This is a genomic window from Bacillus horti, assembly GCF_030813115.1.
GTDB classification, from domain to species: domain Bacteria; phylum Bacillota; class Bacilli; order Caldalkalibacillales; family JCM-10596; genus Bacillus_CH; species Bacillus_CH horti.
Window position 1 is genome coordinate 24,438 of the sequence record NZ_JAUSTY010000010.1, and the last position, 16,539, is coordinate 40,976.

17 protein-coding genes are annotated in these 16,539 nt (G+C 37.1%); 12 read left to right on the plus strand and 5 right to left on the minus strand.

Annotation, left to right across the window (positions count from 1 at the left end):
• Nucleotides 1-90: 90 nt before the first annotated feature.
• From J2S11_RS12480 to J2S11_RS12525, 10 genes are all read left to right on the plus strand, one after another.
• Nucleotides 91-708, plus strand: a complete 618-nt coding sequence (locus J2S11_RS12480; protein WP_307395023.1) for a putative phage tail protein — start codon at nt 91-93, stop codon at nt 706-708.
• A complete protein-coding gene (locus J2S11_RS12485; protein WP_307395025.1) occupies nt 705-986 on the plus strand; it encodes a ketopantoate hydroxymethyltransferase in 282 nt (93 codons plus the stop codon). Before J2S11_RS12480 ends, J2S11_RS12485 begins: the two co-directional genes overlap by 4 nt.
• Nucleotide 987: 1 nt before the next feature.
• On the plus strand, nt 988-2,679 hold the full coding sequence (locus tag J2S11_RS12490; RefSeq protein WP_307395027.1) for a hypothetical protein: 1,692 nt from the start codon (nt 988-990) through the stop codon (nt 2,677-2,679).
• A gap of 6 nt (nt 2,680-2,685) precedes the next feature.
• The gene (locus tag J2S11_RS12495) at nt 2,686-3,072 is read left to right on the plus strand and encodes a hypothetical protein (protein ID WP_307395028.1); all 387 of its coding nucleotides are present in this window, start codon (nt 2,686-2,688) and stop codon (nt 3,070-3,072) included.
• Nucleotides 3,072-3,176: a CD1375 family protein gene (locus tag J2S11_RS12500; protein ID WP_307395029.1), complete on the plus strand. Its 105-nt coding sequence runs from the start codon at nt 3,072-3,074 to the stop codon at nt 3,174-3,176. Before J2S11_RS12495 ends, J2S11_RS12500 begins: the two co-directional genes overlap by 1 nt.
• 56 nt (nt 3,177-3,232) lie before the next feature.
• Nucleotides 3,233-6,004, plus strand: coding sequence for a hypothetical protein (locus J2S11_RS12505; RefSeq protein WP_307395031.1), 2,772 nt, complete (start codon nt 3,233-3,235; stop codon nt 6,002-6,004).
• A 16-nt stretch (nt 6,005-6,020) separates the two neighbouring features.
• Nucleotides 6,021-6,455 (plus strand): hypothetical protein, encoded by a 435-nt coding sequence (locus J2S11_RS12510; RefSeq protein WP_307395032.1) that lies wholly within the window; start codon nt 6,021-6,023, stop codon nt 6,453-6,455.
• Nucleotides 6,455-6,604: an XkdX family protein gene (locus tag J2S11_RS12515; protein ID WP_307395034.1), complete on the plus strand. Its 150-nt coding sequence runs from the start codon at nt 6,455-6,457 to the stop codon at nt 6,602-6,604. The genes J2S11_RS12510 and J2S11_RS12515 overlap by 1 nt, the downstream gene beginning before the upstream one ends.
• Before the next feature lie 382 nt (nt 6,605-6,986).
• Nucleotides 6,987-7,385, plus strand: coding sequence for a phage holin family protein (locus tag J2S11_RS12520; protein WP_307395036.1), 399 nt, complete (start codon nt 6,987-6,989; stop codon nt 7,383-7,385).
• The gene (locus J2S11_RS12525; protein ID WP_307395037.1) at nt 7,378-8,109 is read left to right on the plus strand and encodes an N-acetylmuramoyl-L-alanine amidase family protein; all 732 of its coding nucleotides are present in this window, start codon (nt 7,378-7,380) and stop codon (nt 8,107-8,109) included. The genes J2S11_RS12520 and J2S11_RS12525 overlap by 8 nt, the downstream gene beginning before the upstream one ends.
• Before the next feature lie 73 nt (nt 8,110-8,182).
• Here J2S11_RS12525 and J2S11_RS12530 read toward each other — a convergent pair whose 3' ends face one another.
• The 3 genes from J2S11_RS12530 to J2S11_RS12540 all read right to left on the minus strand — a co-directional run bounded on the left by J2S11_RS12530 (nt 8,183) and on the right by J2S11_RS12540 (nt 11,521).
• A complete protein-coding gene (locus J2S11_RS12530; RefSeq protein WP_307395039.1) occupies nt 8,183-8,599 on the minus strand; it encodes a type II toxin-antitoxin system HicB family antitoxin in 417 nt (138 codons plus the stop codon).
• A gap of 139 nt (nt 8,600-8,738) precedes the next feature.
• Nucleotides 8,739-9,923, minus strand: a complete 1,185-nt coding sequence (locus J2S11_RS12535; RefSeq protein ID WP_307395040.1) for an AimR family lysis-lysogeny pheromone receptor — start codon at nt 9,921-9,923, stop codon at nt 8,739-8,741.
• A gap of 404 nt (nt 9,924-10,327) precedes the next feature.
• Nucleotides 10,328-11,521: an AimR family lysis-lysogeny pheromone receptor gene (locus J2S11_RS12540; protein ID WP_307395042.1), complete on the minus strand. Its 1,194-nt coding sequence runs from the start codon at nt 11,519-11,521 to the stop codon at nt 10,328-10,330.
• Between the two features lie 348 nt (nt 11,522-11,869).
• Between J2S11_RS12540 and J2S11_RS12545 the strand changes: the two genes are divergently transcribed.
• Both J2S11_RS12545 and J2S11_RS12550 read left to right on the plus strand, forming a co-directional pair.
• Nucleotides 11,870-12,328, plus strand: coding sequence for a DinB family protein (locus J2S11_RS12545; RefSeq protein WP_307395044.1), 459 nt, complete (start codon nt 11,870-11,872; stop codon nt 12,326-12,328).
• A 103-nt stretch (nt 12,329-12,431) separates the two neighbouring features.
• Nucleotides 12,432-13,187, plus strand: a complete 756-nt coding sequence (locus J2S11_RS12550; protein ID WP_307395046.1) for a hypothetical protein — start codon at nt 12,432-12,434, stop codon at nt 13,185-13,187.
• Between the two features lie 122 nt (nt 13,188-13,309).
• On the opposite strand, the gene J2S11_RS12555 is transcribed toward J2S11_RS12550, so the two are convergent.
• Together J2S11_RS12555 and J2S11_RS12560 are read right to left on the minus strand one after the other, a co-directional pair.
• On the minus strand, nt 13,310-15,037 hold the full coding sequence (locus J2S11_RS12555; protein ID WP_307395048.1) for an ABC transporter ATP-binding protein: 1,728 nt from the start codon (nt 15,035-15,037) through the stop codon (nt 13,310-13,312).
• A gap of 523 nt (nt 15,038-15,560) precedes the next feature.
• On the minus strand, nt 15,561-16,538 hold the full coding sequence (locus J2S11_RS12560; protein WP_307395050.1) for a DUF4097 family beta strand repeat-containing protein: 978 nt from the start codon (nt 16,536-16,538) through the stop codon (nt 15,561-15,563).
• Between the last annotated feature and the right edge of the window lies 1 nt (nt 16,539).

Consider the following 16,539-nt stretch of genomic DNA (forward strand, 5'->3'; position numbering starts at 1 on the left):
CAAGATGTGTAGCTAAGAGAAAAGGGTAGCAATAGAATTTAGGAACCACTAGCCGTTAATAAATGAAAGTAAGGCAGGTGAGAGAAATATATGAGGGCAACTAAGACAGGTGTAAGTAACTCTAACAAAAGGTTAATGGGATACTTACCTGAGTTTTATCACGATATAGTGGATTTTGTTCAGTTAACAGATACCCAAGAAGCTGAAATCATTAGCTCAAAGCAAGCGATTCAGCTCCTTTTTGATAATCAATTTGTCATGTCTAGTGATGAACGAGCGGTAAGACGTAGGGAAAGAATGCTAGGTATTCAAGCTGATCCTACTAGGGAAACCCTAGATTTTCGTAAAAAAAGGATTGTTAACCGGTATTCGACCAAGCCCCCTTTTACCATGAGGTATTTGCAGGATCGATTAGACTTCCTTGTAGGAGCAGGACGAGCTATTACTAGTGTTGATCCAGAAGCCTTTGTTTTGAAGGTTACTGTTGATATAGAAAATGCGGACATCTTTAAAGAGGTGGAGCATACCATTAAGACCATTAAGCCTGCTAATATCGTCTACCAGCAGGAAACAGCTTTATGGGACTCCATTGAGTTAAAAGAGCATATTACAAGGCGTACGATAACTCGGCAAACTCGGCTTTCAACAAGCTGGCAGCTAGGACGTACGCCTTTTGCAACGGCAAGTGAGGAGGTTGTAGTTAAGTGATAACAGTTGAATTTTTACAAGAGGTAGCAGCCTTTGTAGATCGTAAGATTGATCGGGTTGTGTTAAATGGAACGTATGAGATTGATGAGTTTGAGATAAAGAACCTAACCAACGAAACAGTTGTTATGCAATACATGATTCCTAATGGATCAGTGAGTACAATCTCTCTCATTGAATTGAGGGACGAAGATGGTGGAATTATTTCATCCAACTCAGTAAATATTCCTGTAACAGCAGATACTCTAATGCTACAGAGTATTGAGATAGGGGAGGGGTAATATGCCTTACGAAGGGAAAACGGATTGGAAGTATGATGATGTTGTCACCGAGAGGGATTTGAATCGGATTGAGCAATGCCTTGTGGATGTTACAGACAAGTCTGGGGATAATGAACATCGAATTACAGTAGTAGAAGAACAAATGGCGAGTCAATCTACTAAGGTAACAGAATTAAAGCAACGATATATCTTAACCGAAAACGCAACCCAAGTTCCTATTGGAATTCCTGAGTTTCATAGATTAACTGATTCTCTAACGGTTATTCTTAACTCAGTTGTGCTAACAGAAGGGGATCAGTATGAGGTTAGTGAGGATAATCAGTATATTATAGGAAACTTCAATGGTGAGGAAGATGTCCCTTCTTACTTTGAATTTAAAGTATTGAAGAACTTCGTTACTGATTTAGTTTTCTTTGATGGGTCAATTATTCAGGATGGAACAATATCTAAATCTAAATTACAGCAGAATGTTCAAGATCAATTGGATAAAATTGATAACCTTGATGCTGAGAATGTCTATTTAGAAAGTCCTAACTTTACATCCACTAACGTACTTGGCGGATTAGAAGAACTTTTTCAACGTGGCGTTGATGTGAAAGAAGGGCTTGTGGAAAAGCTCAGCGCCATGAATGTCCCTGCTACCACAAGTGAAACGATAGACGAGCTTCTTCTGAAAATATTAAATGTTTCAAAAGACGCAAATGCCACTACTGGTCAAGTATTAACAGGTAGATCATTTTATCAAGGTGGAGAGCGGCAAAATGGTGCGATGCCTAACAGGGGGAACGTTAACCAAACGTTGACCCAACAAGGGCAGGAGTACACCGTCCAAAGCGGGTATCATGGCGGCGGTGGAAGGGTTAGAGCAAACATTAGTAATCTTTCTCCTGCAGTCATTAAAAAGAGTGAAAATGTGGGGGGAATAATTGGTACATTTACTGAAAAGAATCCTAGAACTGGATTCAATGCGTCAAATTCGTATGCAATATCAGCCCCACAATATACAGGTTATAAATTTTCCGATAACACTAGCTCTACAGCGCATAGCTTAAGGGTTAGCGACTGGAAAAAGGATAACACAGGGATAACATTAAGAACCTCAAATGCCCCTTCTGCCAGTCAATATCCGTGCCAAATAACAAGGGTTGATGCTAATGGGAATTTGATTAGTACTATAAGTTTACCAAATACTTATTATGCGGGGGGTATTTTAACTTCTAATGATAGGGCATTTATTGCCGGCGGTACGTGGGGAGCTAGAAGAGAGCTAAGAGAATTTGATTTAAGCGGAAACTTAATAGCAACGCACATTCCTTTTTCCGAAGATGATGCTGTTATAACCATTGGCGATATTGTATGGTCTGAGAGACAGGGAGGTTATATTTTTTATAAGCTTGCTAACCGTGGAGGACTTGTTAACCCACGTGTTGGATTTTATACAATTGACGGTACATTATTATCTCAAGTCTCTGGAAACTATAGTTCTAATACGGAAGGTAGGTATGTTGCGTTTCTTTCAGAAGTTCTTTTTCTAATGGTTACAAAGTCTACTGAATCGGGAATTACCACGTATGTTTGGAGAAGAAGAAACGCAACAGGAAACGGTTGGAATGAAATCACTACAAATTATAGTAGTTGGTTAATGGAAGTATCAAGTATACCACATATGTTTATAAGTTATGGGAGGGAGTAAAAAGAGATGGTTATTATCAAACTGACAAATATAGTAGGCGGGGACGGAGCAATAGACTATAAAGGATTAGACCTTAGTTTAATTGTATCAGGAACGCAATTGTATGTAGGAGAAGGGCAAGATATGGTTGCATACTTTGTATACAAAGGTGATGAAGATTTAAGCGGAGATTTAAGCGGAGATTTAGCCATCATTACAGAAGAAGAGTATACACAGGTAAAAGCAGACTATGAGGAATACTTAAATAATCAACCTAAACCTATGAATCCTGAGGAAGAAATACAGCAACTTAAAATAGCTCTAGCAGAAATCGCAGAGGCGCATGAACAGGAAAAGACAGCTATGAAGCAAACACTTTCTGAGATCGCTGAAATGATTGGAGGTGAGAGCTAATGGCTAGAATCTATGTGGATCTAATCAATAAGAACTTACGCACCATAGAGGACGTACCTCTAAGATGGAGAAAAGAAGCCAAGGAATTATTAGACGCTGAATAAGCGTTATTTTTTTATCCTCTTTTAAAATTAGAATATTAATTAAAAGGAGTGAAACAATGATCGGGCAGGTAACAGAAAGGGAGCTAACACCAAATTTAAGAGAAAAGTTAACCAATATTGAATCTGAATTAACTTCTCTACAACTAACTCCACTAGCTTTAGCTCATGGGATAAATATAGTCGAGTCAGAAACTGATACACTTACGAACATACCATACATTAAGGGGAGGACAATAGTAAATCATGTCCCGTTGTTTGATAGTGGCTTGTGGGAAAAACATGCCAACGCATCATTTGATAGCGCTACAAAAATGAGGTTAGATAGTACTGGGGTGTCAGGAACACTAGTTTCATATATATTCTTAGATTTAAAATCAAATACAACATATACTATATCTTCTGTCACATCTGGTAGAGTAATGATAAGGGAAGGCCATGATACAAATGGATTTACCCTAGGTCAAATTCAGAAGAGTGAGTTAGGGTATAAAACCGTAACTTTCCATACACTTTCAGAAAGCAAAATTACAATCCGTTTGGATAATGAAAGTATTTCTAACGAAGTTTTGACCTTTGAGAATATTTCTCTAGTAGAAGGAGCTGAACCTAAAGAATTTGTTAGAGGATTTCAGCCTATACGCAATCCTATGTTTACAGCACATGGTAAAAACATCACTGAGGGAATATTGCCCACCAGTACTTCACATAGTAATGCTACTGTAATTAGAGAGAGTGTAGATTCAATAGTGTTGGAGTGGTCTGGTGGCTTCGATTATGATGTTGTAAATCGAAATGTCTCTCCAAATACTAATTATGTCTTATCGTTTAATTTTGAACCTTTAATAATAGATGATGTTACTCAGAGTCAAATTAGAGCTTATGTATTGAATACAGAGGGAGAAGAAGTGTTAACCACAGGTACTGGTAGATATGAGCTAGTATTCAATTCATTAAACAGGAATCGAATATTGATTCGGATTAATAGACGTGGAGGAATTTCTGAAAATCCCAATGGTAGAGTTAGAATTTCAAATGTACAATTAGAATTAGGTACAGAAGCTACACCTTTTGAACCTGCAAAGAAGTCACATATGTATCTTTCTGACGTAACACTGGCATCTAATGAAGATGGCTCGGTTTATGATGAACTTCGACCTGGTGGTGACGTAGTGAAGAGGTTCAAACATAAGGTTTTGGACGGGACACTTCCTTGGGTATCAGGTACAAACTTTGTTGGTTACACATCTGTAAGATTAACAGATGCATTAATCTCTATAGGACAAGCGTATTCTGGACTGGTAGGTTCTTTTCTTCAAAACTTTTCTAGTCTAATTATAAAGCGACTAGGAAGCATTAGTGAAAAAAATGGAGCTATTGAGGAATATCAATGGACAACTGGGGGTACTTTTCAAATATTTTTGCCAAATGCACAGACAGGTTGGGGAGACAACTACACACCTACAGCTGGTGAAATTAAAGCTTACTTTAATGGGTGGAGGATGTATCAAAATGAAAGTGGGGAAGGAACTCCTTACAATGGAACTGGAATTAGAGCATGGAACAAATTAGATCCATCTTCTCCTTCAGGAGTTCAGGTAGGATCAGGTACGTTAACTCTACCCACTGATAAAAATGACAACCCAAATTGGCAACCTTACAAACTCCAATACCAATTAGCACACCCTAGGGTTGAAAAGGTTAATCCTATTGGTAGAATCCAACTCCATGAAGGTAACAATCATATTGAAATCGGTGAGGGTATTGTTGTTAGGGAGAAAGCTAATCCAGCATCACTAGTCGGTGGAGATGGCACAGTATGGATTAATAACTCACATGCCTCTCTTACTAAAACCCGCCTAAATGTCCGTGCCTTCTATATACTTGATGTCTATAAAAATGGAAAAGCTGATCCTACATGGACTATCCGTCAACTGAGAGGGGATGCTTTTGGAAATGCAAATGCGAGTTCGAATATTACGAGAGGGTACGACCCTACAGCAGTCTATTACGTTCAATATATAGCTGTACCATATGAATTTTCAGCACAAGTTACAGAAGTTGAAACTAGTTATCCAGCAAATCTTTCTAGTAAGATAAATCAGCATAGTGGGTTGTTGGGTAATATAAGTGAACGAGTAGGGGTAAACGAAAAGGTAACATCCGAGCTTTTTACCTCTGTCGATAGTCTAAAAAGAGGTGTGCGTTCTAGGATTATCGGCAAAGGAGGAACAGTTGAAGGAACGCATCCAAACAGCAATCAAGAACTGCTTAACGGAATCGAAAGTATTGAAATGTCGGCGTTAATGTCTAATACATTAATAGGCACTACTGCTATTGGTGCAAATAATATTAATGCATATGCTTCCCCTACTTTAACTCCAGAGCAAATTATTTATTTCACATATTCCGTTGGTACTGGTAGTTTAGGTAATGCAAACTGGACTAGTAGAGTTATGGTAGAGTGTAATATAACCCCTACAGGAGCCGTTAATTTTTCAAGATATACAGCAGCTGATTTTCCTATTTTTATAGCTTATCAAATTTTCAGTTTCAGAAATTTAAAGAAAGTTTTACGAGGTAGTGCATTGGTGAGTCCACAACAAACTGGCTGGCTACCTCACTTAATTACCTTACCTCAAAATGTTAACAGGTTAAGATCATTTGTTTTAGCAACTCTAAGTCCTGCAGAAGCATCTACAAGATCATATACTGCTGGACAAATGTATAGAGCTTTTTTAGATAGTAATACAGGCTTGAGAGTTGATTTTTATGCAGGAACTTTAAATACGGAATGGAAAATTAATTATCAAATTGTTGAATTTCTTTAAAAAGCAGGTGGAATTTATGTCAAAAGAATATAGAGAATATTGCTATGCTCATATCAATGAAGATGGGTGGGCATGGATGACTGAATGTTTACATTCACCAAGAGAAATCATGGATAAACAAATTATCCCATTTAAAGTCACAAAAAATCTCAGTCAAAACTGGTACCAATCAAGACATTACAACTTTGAAACAAGTGAGTGGGAGGAAAGGCATATTTTTCCTACCCAATATTCTGAAGAGATTCCACTTGAGCAGCGTATCCAACATCTAGAGGATGAAAATGCTGAACTTCTTTTGAAATCTGCCATTCAAGAGATGAGTATAAGTGATGTGCAAAATGATAATGCAGAATTGCTTTTTAAATCTTCTAAACATGATTTAACTTTAGAGCGTATTCAAAATGAAAATACAGAAATTATGTTCAAATTAGCTAAATTGGAGGTGGAATAATGTTTAATTCAATTAAAAGACATTACGATAGTGGTAGGTATAGTAATGATCCAAGCAGCGATAGATGGGTTGGAGTATTTGTTCAAGCTGGATGGATTACAAAAGTAGAGTATTTCACTATCACACAGGATGAATATCCTGAAATTTGATTAGAGTAAAAGATTGGGATTAATTAATTATAATCAAAAGAGAACTTGTAAGGGGATCAATCCTCTAAAAGTTCTCTTTTTACATGCACTATTTTAGAATCTACCTATAGATTTTTAATCTATTAGAAAGATATTACCAACAGCATATCAACAGAAATACAAGAGTCCTCTAACGAGCGACTCTTGTATATTTATTTTAAGCAAAAATGGGGATAGCACTTTAAAATAACCTATTGAGCACCGTGTACGTATCTAGGCAACTATCTAATTATTAAGCTATTCAAGCAATTATCAAATCAACAGAGCTACGAAAGCAATTATCTATTATCTAACTATCTCAATTATAGGAAACTCAATACTAACTAAAAAAGGAGTGAAACAAATGGAAACCATACTAAAAGTAATAGTAGGCTTTACTGGCGCATCAATTAGCTACCTATGGGGGGAGTGGACAGCATTGCTAAATGTGTTATTTGTACTGGTCATCATTGATTACATCAGCGGTTTGGTAGCGTCGGGCTTTGAAGGGAAAATAAGTAGCAATACAGGCATGAAGGGGATTGCCAAAAAAGTTTTTATCTTCGCCATCGTGGCGATTGCTCACCTTGTAGATACAGCGTTGGGGGAGAGTCACCTTTTCCGGGACGCAGCGATTTTCTTCTATATTGCCAACGAATTAATTTCAATCATTGAAAATGGGGGAAGAATGGGAGTCCCTATTCCACCAGGTATTCAAAAAGCTGTTGAAGTGCTAAAAAGAAAGGGAGAAAGAGATGCTTAAGCTAATGCTAGACCCCGGTCATGGGGGAAAGGATCCAGGTGCTGTTGCTAACGGACTACAAGAAAAAAACCTAGTTTTAACTATCTGCCAGCAGATCAAGTCAATTCTGCTTCATGAGTACGAAGGAGTAACCGTTAAGCTAACAAGAGAAACGGATGTGTTCCATGAATTGAGTACTAGAGCAAAAATGGCAAACGATTGGGGAGCAGACTATTTTATGTCTATCCATGTGAATGCAGGCGGAGGGACAGGCTTTGAATCCTTTATCCATCAGTCTAGAAGCTCTGTTTCTGTAGCTACTCAGAATGTGATTCATGATGAAATTGTTCGAGAGCTAGGGAACGTAACCAATCGCGGGAAAAAGGTGGCAAACTTTAGTGTGCTACGAGGAACACAAATGCCTGCTATTTTAACAGAGTGCTTGTTTATTGACCATCCTTTAGACTCTACTAAGCTAAAAAGTAGCTCATACCTTCAACAGATAGCAAGAGGACATGCGAACGGTATAGTTAAGGCTTTTGGACTGAAAAAGAAAGCAGCTAATGGGGCAGGGGCAGCAAACTCAGGAAATGACCCTAAATTAGTCTCTGCCATTGAAAAATTACACAAAGCAGGAATCATTAGCTCTCCAGATTATTGGCTCCAAAATGCCAAAACGGGTAAAACAGTCCGCGGGGATTACGCAGCAGCTTTGATCCAGAGAATGACAGATCAGTTTTTTTAATAAATCTATTGTTGACCTCATCACTTTTACTATGAATCTAATATAGTACTTTGCCCTTGGTGTGCTTACTCAACTAGATAGGATCTTTCGTACGAATATTTAAACGCTGTTTTAAAGCATATTGAAGCAATTGAGAGAAATTAATATCTGCTTCCTCGGCGGCATCGTTTAGCCATTTAGGAATCGTTAGAGTTTTCTTAATTGCTTTATTCTCCATCTCATCCCGAATAATGTCTGTTGTAACCTGAATCATAATTACTAAAGCGTTAGAGTTTTTTGGTAAATTTGACTCAGAAGGTTCGGGTATATCTTCACCATCCTCTTCTAAGGCGTATAAATATCCTGCTAATACATCTTTAGCCATATACATGGACTCTTTAAAGTTGGATCCTTCTGTTATGCAGCCAGGGAGATCAGGGAATGTGATAGTAAAGTCATTTTCTCCATCAATACCTCTTTCAAATAATGCTGGAAAAACGTAATTACTCATTATATGAACTCCTTTTTTAATCTAATATTCCTGCTTGCTTAAGTATTGATTTTATACTTCCAATCTTATGATCTTTTCTAACAGTTAAACCCTCCTACCTGAGGGCATACATAGAAAGATGTACCTAGTCAGAAAAATCCTAACCAAATACATCAACAAGCTCTTCAGTTGGCTTACGCCTTAACAGCACTTTAAGGATCTCATTATTCTCTTCTAATCTTGACAGCTCCTCTACTGGTAAACGCAAATGGAAGTAATCATTCATGCTCAAAAAGTGATCTATGGATAGATAATAGTGCTCAGCATCCTCAGATATTAATCCCTTGTAGTACCAGTAGAAGGCTTTTTCCCGAGTACAAAGCTTATCCACATTTAGACTTGAAAGTAGTGTTTCAGCGATATTTTTATTATCCGTGCGAATGAAGTGGTAGATATAATTGGTGAAATCATGTTCATTTTCTATGTTTCTAGGGGGTTTTTGTTCGATTTTCCAGTATGAATTCATGTAGGAAATAAGCTGTTCAACCTCTTTAATATGTACGGAATCAGATAGGTGTTTGTAACCCTCTAGCGCTCTATTAAAATGAATCAAAGCCTCCTGATAATCATCATACATGTACGAGTAACCCAACAGATGATAGGCTCTTATTTTTGCGTTTTCAAAGTAATCCTGTTCAATAATGGCTCTAGTGTAGGCTCTAAGCTTCTCTGAATGTCTTGCATACATGGTAATGGTACTCATAATAAATCCAAGGCGGATTTTAAATGCGTTTCTCATGAAGCTGCTTTTTATCTTTTTTATAAGTTTGTCCGTATTTTTAATATGTAGCAAAACACTCTGCTTTTCTTCTAATTCTATGTATATGTAGGCTTTTAATAGCCCTTTCAAAACCTGCATCTCTAATTCCTTCGGCTTAAAAATCTCTACTTGTTGAAGCAACTCGATTGGATCTGTTTCCCTATCCTTACGTAATTGAACTAAATGGTACATTCCAGCCCATTCTTTATCCATGTGGTTCAAGGAGGAAGACAATCTCTCTAAAACAATAGTAAAAGGAGCATAAAGTTGATTAAGTAAACAATATTCCAAAGCAAATCTTGCATTTCGGGTCTTTTGTGAAAGGATGTATTCAGTCATCAAAGCTGTTTCTTCTTTTGGGTACAAGTATTTGATTAGCTTTAAAGCCGCTTCAAAATTAATATCTTCATAACCGTGTAGAAACCTAGAAGTTGAAGATTCACTTAAGCCTGATATATGGGCTAATTGGCGTTGGCCTAGTTTTTTTTGTTCTTTAAGTGTTTGGAGAATTCGTTCTCGGAGCACTTCTGTTATGCCTCCTTTAATAGCAATTAAATGCAAATATTTAAAATTTTTAATTTTAGATATAGATTACAAGTATTGCACGATTGAGTCAACCAAAATATACGTAATCCAAGCTAAATTGGGTATTTAATTATTTTGTATTTTTCTGAAACGAACGATTTTAACTTTTCCATATAAAAAAACGCCTTCTGTATAAAGCACACACCTTAACAGAAACGGCGTTTTTATGAAAGTGATGTAGTCTATTCAAATGAACTATGAGTATTTATTATCAGTTCTTTAGGTATTTTTGGTCGCTTACTTCTAAAAATATAGGAGTATTTAATGACTTTGGATAAACGACTCCAGATGAAGGACTTGCTGATATTAAACTACTGCTTAATATGAAAACTAATAATGCTGTACTACTTGAAAGGGTTAGCTTTATTAATTTTTTCATTATTATTCTCCTTTGTAGATAAGATATTTAAAGCATTCTCATTTTCACCTAATTTTCTTAGTTCATCTATAGGTAGGCGTAAGAAAAAGTATTCACCTAATTGAATAAAATGCTCTACTGACTTGTAGAAATCAGAAGTATCTTCCGTTAATAAACCAGTGTAATACCAGTAAAAAGCTTGGTCCCAATCTGATAGATTCTCTTCATTTATTTCATTTAAATGACTTAATGCCAGTGATTGTTCATCTTTCTGTATTAGATAGAAAATATAATTTAATAAATGACTGCAATTTTCTAAAGGTAAGTTAAAATCCTGGTCCAACTGATGGTAGGAATATAAAAAGCACCTGTCTAATTTTAGTTTGTTTATGTGATGCTCATTTTGTTGACTAATATAAAAATTCATTGCTTTATTAAATTTCTCATCTGCTTTATGAAAATCATCAAGCATATATGAATATCCAATCTGATGGTATGCAGTTCCTTTTACGTGTTGAAAGTGCTCTTGACCGAGTACTATGTAGCTAAAATTTCTAGAGGATTCTAGATCATTAGTTTGTTTCTTAACAGTGCTCATTAACAAGCTATACCTTACTTTAAATGAATCTTTTATAAAGTTACTTTTTATTTTAATAATTTTATGTTCTACATCTCTAACATGAAAAGTAAGAGATTGATATTCATTAAGGTTAAAATAGATATAACCTTTCAATATAGATTTAAGTACATCCATTTCAATTTCTTTTGGATTATACATTTCAACTTTAATTAATAGATCCTCAAGAGCAATATCTCCTTTCTCCATAACTCTAATAAGAACATACATCCCAGCCCACTCCTTATCTAAAGGATTGGCAGAATCCTTTAGATTTTCTATCAACACCTCCAATTCATCAGTCAGCTTATTCATGATACAGTACTCCAACCCGTGGCGAGCATTACGAGATTTCTGTGTGACAATATAATCTCTCATAATCTCGATTTCTTCCTGTGGGTATAAGTGCTTTACCATCTTCAAAACTGACTCAAAATTAACCTCCTCAAATCCATGTAAAAACCTTGAGATCGACGATTCACTTAAGCCAGCAATTCGTGCTAGCTTTCTCTGGTCTATGTTGTCTTGCTTATCAAGAGTTTGTAAAATACGCTCTCGAAGCATCCTTGTTTCCCCCTTTTATTATATCATGTTTCACACAAATATATCTTTTAATTTAAAAAATTTGCACTTTTATTTGAAATTATCAGTATTGCACGTTTGAGTCAACCTTATTTTGCGTAAAATGCCCTAAATTAGGAATTTAGTTTTTTTGGATTTTTGCTAAGTTTATTTCTTAGGAATTTCCCAAAAAATTAATTTTAGTAAGCCATTTCAGTCAAAGGGAGTTGGCTTATGTGAGCTATAAAGAAAAATAGTGTAGTATGATAGGATTAAGAGTCATATCTTATCAAGCATTAAAATGTTCTTTTTACACAATAATGAAAATGAGAAGGAAGGGAAAAAGAAACCATGCTATTTCCATACCGTAACGACGTAAGAAAAGTTCTACTACCCTATTTAGAAAAACTAGATAAAGACTTATGGTACAGAACATCAAGTAACTATCCAAATAGTGTGGCTTGGGTTGTTTTACACATCGCTCAAAGTGAAGATCATTGGGTAAATAAGATAGGGAATAAGAGTGAGTTGCTTTTACCTGACCTAGTAGGAGCAGAGAGGGAAGAGCCAGCTAACCTCATCCACCAATATATAAAAATTCGTGAGTACACCGATCGGGTTTTGCAGTCCTTATCCGAAGAGGAGCTGGACATGGAGGTTGAAGTACCTATATTTGCAGACGGCTGGGTACCACCGTCCGCACCCACATGGCGCTGGTTATTTCATCATGTCTATACTCATGAGGCCTATCATGTGGGACAGATTGGGGTTATAGCAAGAATTAATGGCTTTCGTGGACCTCTCTTTTAGTATAAAAATACCTCTTGTACAAAAAAATATTATGAATTCGCAACAATTATTCCTCATCGTCCGTTTATAACACTAAGAACGAACAAATAGGAGGAATTTAACAATGAAAAACGTTCTAAGATCTAAAAAGGTACACACTTTACTAATTGCAGGTACATTACTAGGTTCAACTGTTTTAACAGGTGGGCATGCGTTGGCAAACGAGGAAAAAAGCTTTGAAGAACTTCTTGTAGAATGGGAAGCAGCAGGCTTAGATACTAACCATACAGAGGCTATTGAAAAAATTAAAGCCTATGTTGAGCAAAATATTGAGCCAGGAGTGTTTGCTAGTTTGCATATCGATCGTGAGCAGGATCCGTTTGGGGTTGTTGTTCTATCGTTTACCAAAGAGCTATCTGAGGCTCAAAAAGAGGAAATTGCAAAGCTAGCTGAAGAGCCATCCGAGATTTCCATTCGAGTAGTTGAGTATACAGAGCAAGAACTCAATGCTAAGCAAGCTGAAATTGATAAAGCAGTCTTTGAAGAAGGAGCACTGAAGGATCTAGGGATTACGGTCTACCACACAGGTACAGATATCATTAACAACAAAGTAGAACTTGGGATTGATCCATTTAATGAGGCGAATGTAAAAGCAGTTAAAGATTACTTCGGTAACCCTGATTACCTCAATGTGGTTGAAGGTCATCAGGCCCACACGCTTGAGAGCAGTGTAAATGCTGGTGAAGCTACTGAAGATGCAGAACAAGCCGTTCCGATCTCTGCAGAAGTTGATGTTATGCCAATCAGTGCTGTAGATGAAGCTGAGAAACAAGGCTTTTTCGCAAAAATATGGGCTTGGTTCTCTGGCATCTTCAAATAATCTAAGAAGCTAAAGATTTTTTTAAGCAAATAAAGACGCCTCCTTCTCCAAAGGTTCACTGGAGTGGTTAGGCGTCTTTCTTAATGACAACCTTTGAAACTGAAATTTGTAAGGTAGAACGGTTAGGTAAGTAGCTCTACCTCCTGGCTATCCTCGTAAAGCTGGTAATAGGCCCCTCGTTTTTGTAAAAGCTGATGATGTGTTCCTTGCTCAGCAATCCCTTCCTCTGTGAGAACAATAATCCGATCTGCCTTTTTAATGGTATCTAATCGATGAGCTATAATAATCGTTGTTCGTCCTTGACTCAGTTCCTCTAACGCTTTTTTAATCATTCGTTCACTTTTATTGTCTAGCGCAGACGTCGCTTCATCAAGAATTAATATAGGAGGGTTCTTCAAGAACATACGAGCAATAGATATCCGCTGCTTTTGTCCTCCAGATAATTTAGCACCACGTTCTCCGATATACGTGTTGTATCCATCAGATAAAGACTGTATAAACTCATGAGCGTGAGCAGCCTGAGCAGCACGAATAATATCTTCGTCTGTAGACTTCAGGTTTCCATAGGCAATATTCTCTTTAATCGTACCTGAGAATAAGAAAATATCTTGCTGGACCATACCAATCTGCTTCCGTAAAGACTCGAGGCTAACTTTTGTGATGGGATGACCATCAATTCGAATTTCTCCTTCATCGAGGTCATAGAAGCGAGGAATTAGCTGGCAAAGTGTGCTCTTTCCTGCACCTGATGGTCCAACAATAGCGATTGTTTCCCCTGCATATATTCTAAGAGTAATGTTCTGAATGATTTCCTTATCAGCTTCATAGGAGAAGGTTACGTTATTTAACTCAATATCTCCTTTTACTGTAGGCAGATCATACGCTTCAGGGCTTGAAATAATAGTAGGCTTGGTAGTAAGAAGCGCAGAAAAACGGTTAAATCCAGCCTTACCCTTCTGATACATTTCAATAAATCGAATGAGCACCTGTAAAGGTTGAAGAAGCAGGGTAATGTACATCATGTAAGCGACTAAGTCACCAATATTAATCTCCTGCTGAACGATAAAATACCCACCTGCAGCAAGCGTAATCCACATCCCAAGATTAGAGAAAAATTGGACGCCTGCTGAGAAAACACCAAGATGAAAATGAGTGAATTTCCATAGAGCACGGTACTTCCGGTTTCCTTCATCAAATTTAATGTTCTCCTGCTCTTCGTTTGTAAACGACTTGACGATTTTTGCTCCGGACAAGCTATCCTCCAAACGAGCGTTCACATCGGCTAAGTTCTCCTGCATGTATTTGAAGCGACGACCAAGCACTTTATTATAGATGAACATAAAGATGAGCATAAATGGTAGGATACTGAACACTAGTAGAGTAAGCTTCACGTTGATGTAGCATAGCAAAGCAAAAGCACCAGTAATCCTTACAATGGATAAAAAGAAATCCTCTGGTACATGATGAGCTACTTCTGGAATCTCCTCTAGGTCGTGCATGACTCGAGACATAATCTCTCCTTTTTTTGTGCGATCAAAATAATCAAAGGAAAGAGTGTGAATATGTCTGAATAGCTTTTTTCGCATATCGTAAATCATGTTTATTCCTAGAATATGACCGAAGTAATCCACGCTAAATTCAAATAGAAGTAGAGCTACATATAGAGCTAGTAAGATTAAGCAAAGCTGTAATATGGCTGACCAGTCTCCCATTGGTATCACATCGTTAATAAGATGACGAGTGAACAACGGAACGGAAAGCGAGAGGAGGGCAACCATAAGTGAACTAAACAAATCTAACCCTAAAAGGGCTTTGTAAGGGCGATAATACTCCCAAAGTTTTCTAAGCATACGTTAGTCTCCTTTAATGATAGATAGAATAGTAACGTACACCAAAGCTAATAGATATTTTAGACAATATAAAAAGCACAAAAGAACATCAAAACGTTCCATTGCGCCTATGTGCAACAATAATATTTCAATAACAAAAGGTTTATACTAAGTCTTCCTCTTAAATAGAAGGACTAGTCTTAAGATATTTTCACTTTACTCGACCTTGTTGCTATTTCGCTTTGGTGTCCAAATTTAGCATCTCTTAACAAGCACAGCAAACGTAATAAGATTGAGGCTTTGAATAGCTCAAGTATAAAACATAGGCTACAATTGACCTCAATGAAGAAACCAAGTAAATCTTGGTTTATCCAAAAAGCTGTTGACTAGCTAAGAAAAAAATATGAAGTTGCTAATTTAATTTTGAACACCTTTGAACATGATAGCATCAGCCTCTTTCAGCGAGTAAAGCATAATATACTCATGAATTGTAACATTTGTAGAATTTTTTGTCAATTTGAAATTATATCTTTTACTCTGTACCCTAATTCTCTATGATTCGTATACTACCAGAGGATGTCTGCACATTGATATACTGCTCAGATTGCCTCTTTGATTCCGGAACACGCATAGTTCCTGAATTGGAACGAGCCTCATAATAACCATTAAAGCTTCTAGGAACGGTAAGTCTTACAGAGCCAGAGGTCGTAGAAACACTCGTTTCCGATACGTCTGATTGAGTCACCCGAACACTCCCTGATGAACTTGATGTTTGAAGAGTTCCACCTGAATGCTCTAAGTTAATGCTTCCTGACGACGAACGAAATGCTGTGTCACCCTGTACTTCTGTAGCTTTAATAGCACCTGAGCTACTTTCAACGGAAATACTGTTTCCTTCCACACTATCTAAATGAATGCTCCCGGAAGAAGTACGTAGCTCTATTTCTGAACCTGTTAACTGCTCCGCACGAATAGCACCAGAGCTAGCATGTAATCGAATATTATCCTGTGCTTTCAATCCATTGACATGAATACTTCCAGAGCTGGTTCTAACCTCTGCCTTTTGTACATCCGCATTACGAATAGTTATTCGATTGCTCCCCGTTTCTGTGTAAAGCGACTGTAGGGTCGTTCCTTCTGCTAAAGCAATCGTTACCGTTTGCTTAGACAACCACTCTAAATTAAATAATAGATCTAGCTGAAAGCGATCCTTTTTAAGATCTAGGACAAGGGTTTGACCATTAATTACTGTTTGCCCAATCTTACTGACAACTTCTTCTGCCGCTTTCCCTTCAATATGAATGGTGCTTCTTTCATTTGTGCTAGGGACAAATTGAACATCGACCATATAGCTACTTAGAATACTAATTTCATTGAAGGAATCAGCACTAAATTCCCATTGCTTTTCAAACTCGATATCATCATTAAGATCGCTAAATCCTAATCCAAAGGTGAGAAACAAGCCAATTAATCCAGCTCCAACAAGTACAAAAGCAAGCTTAATTAAGTTACTATCCCTCATG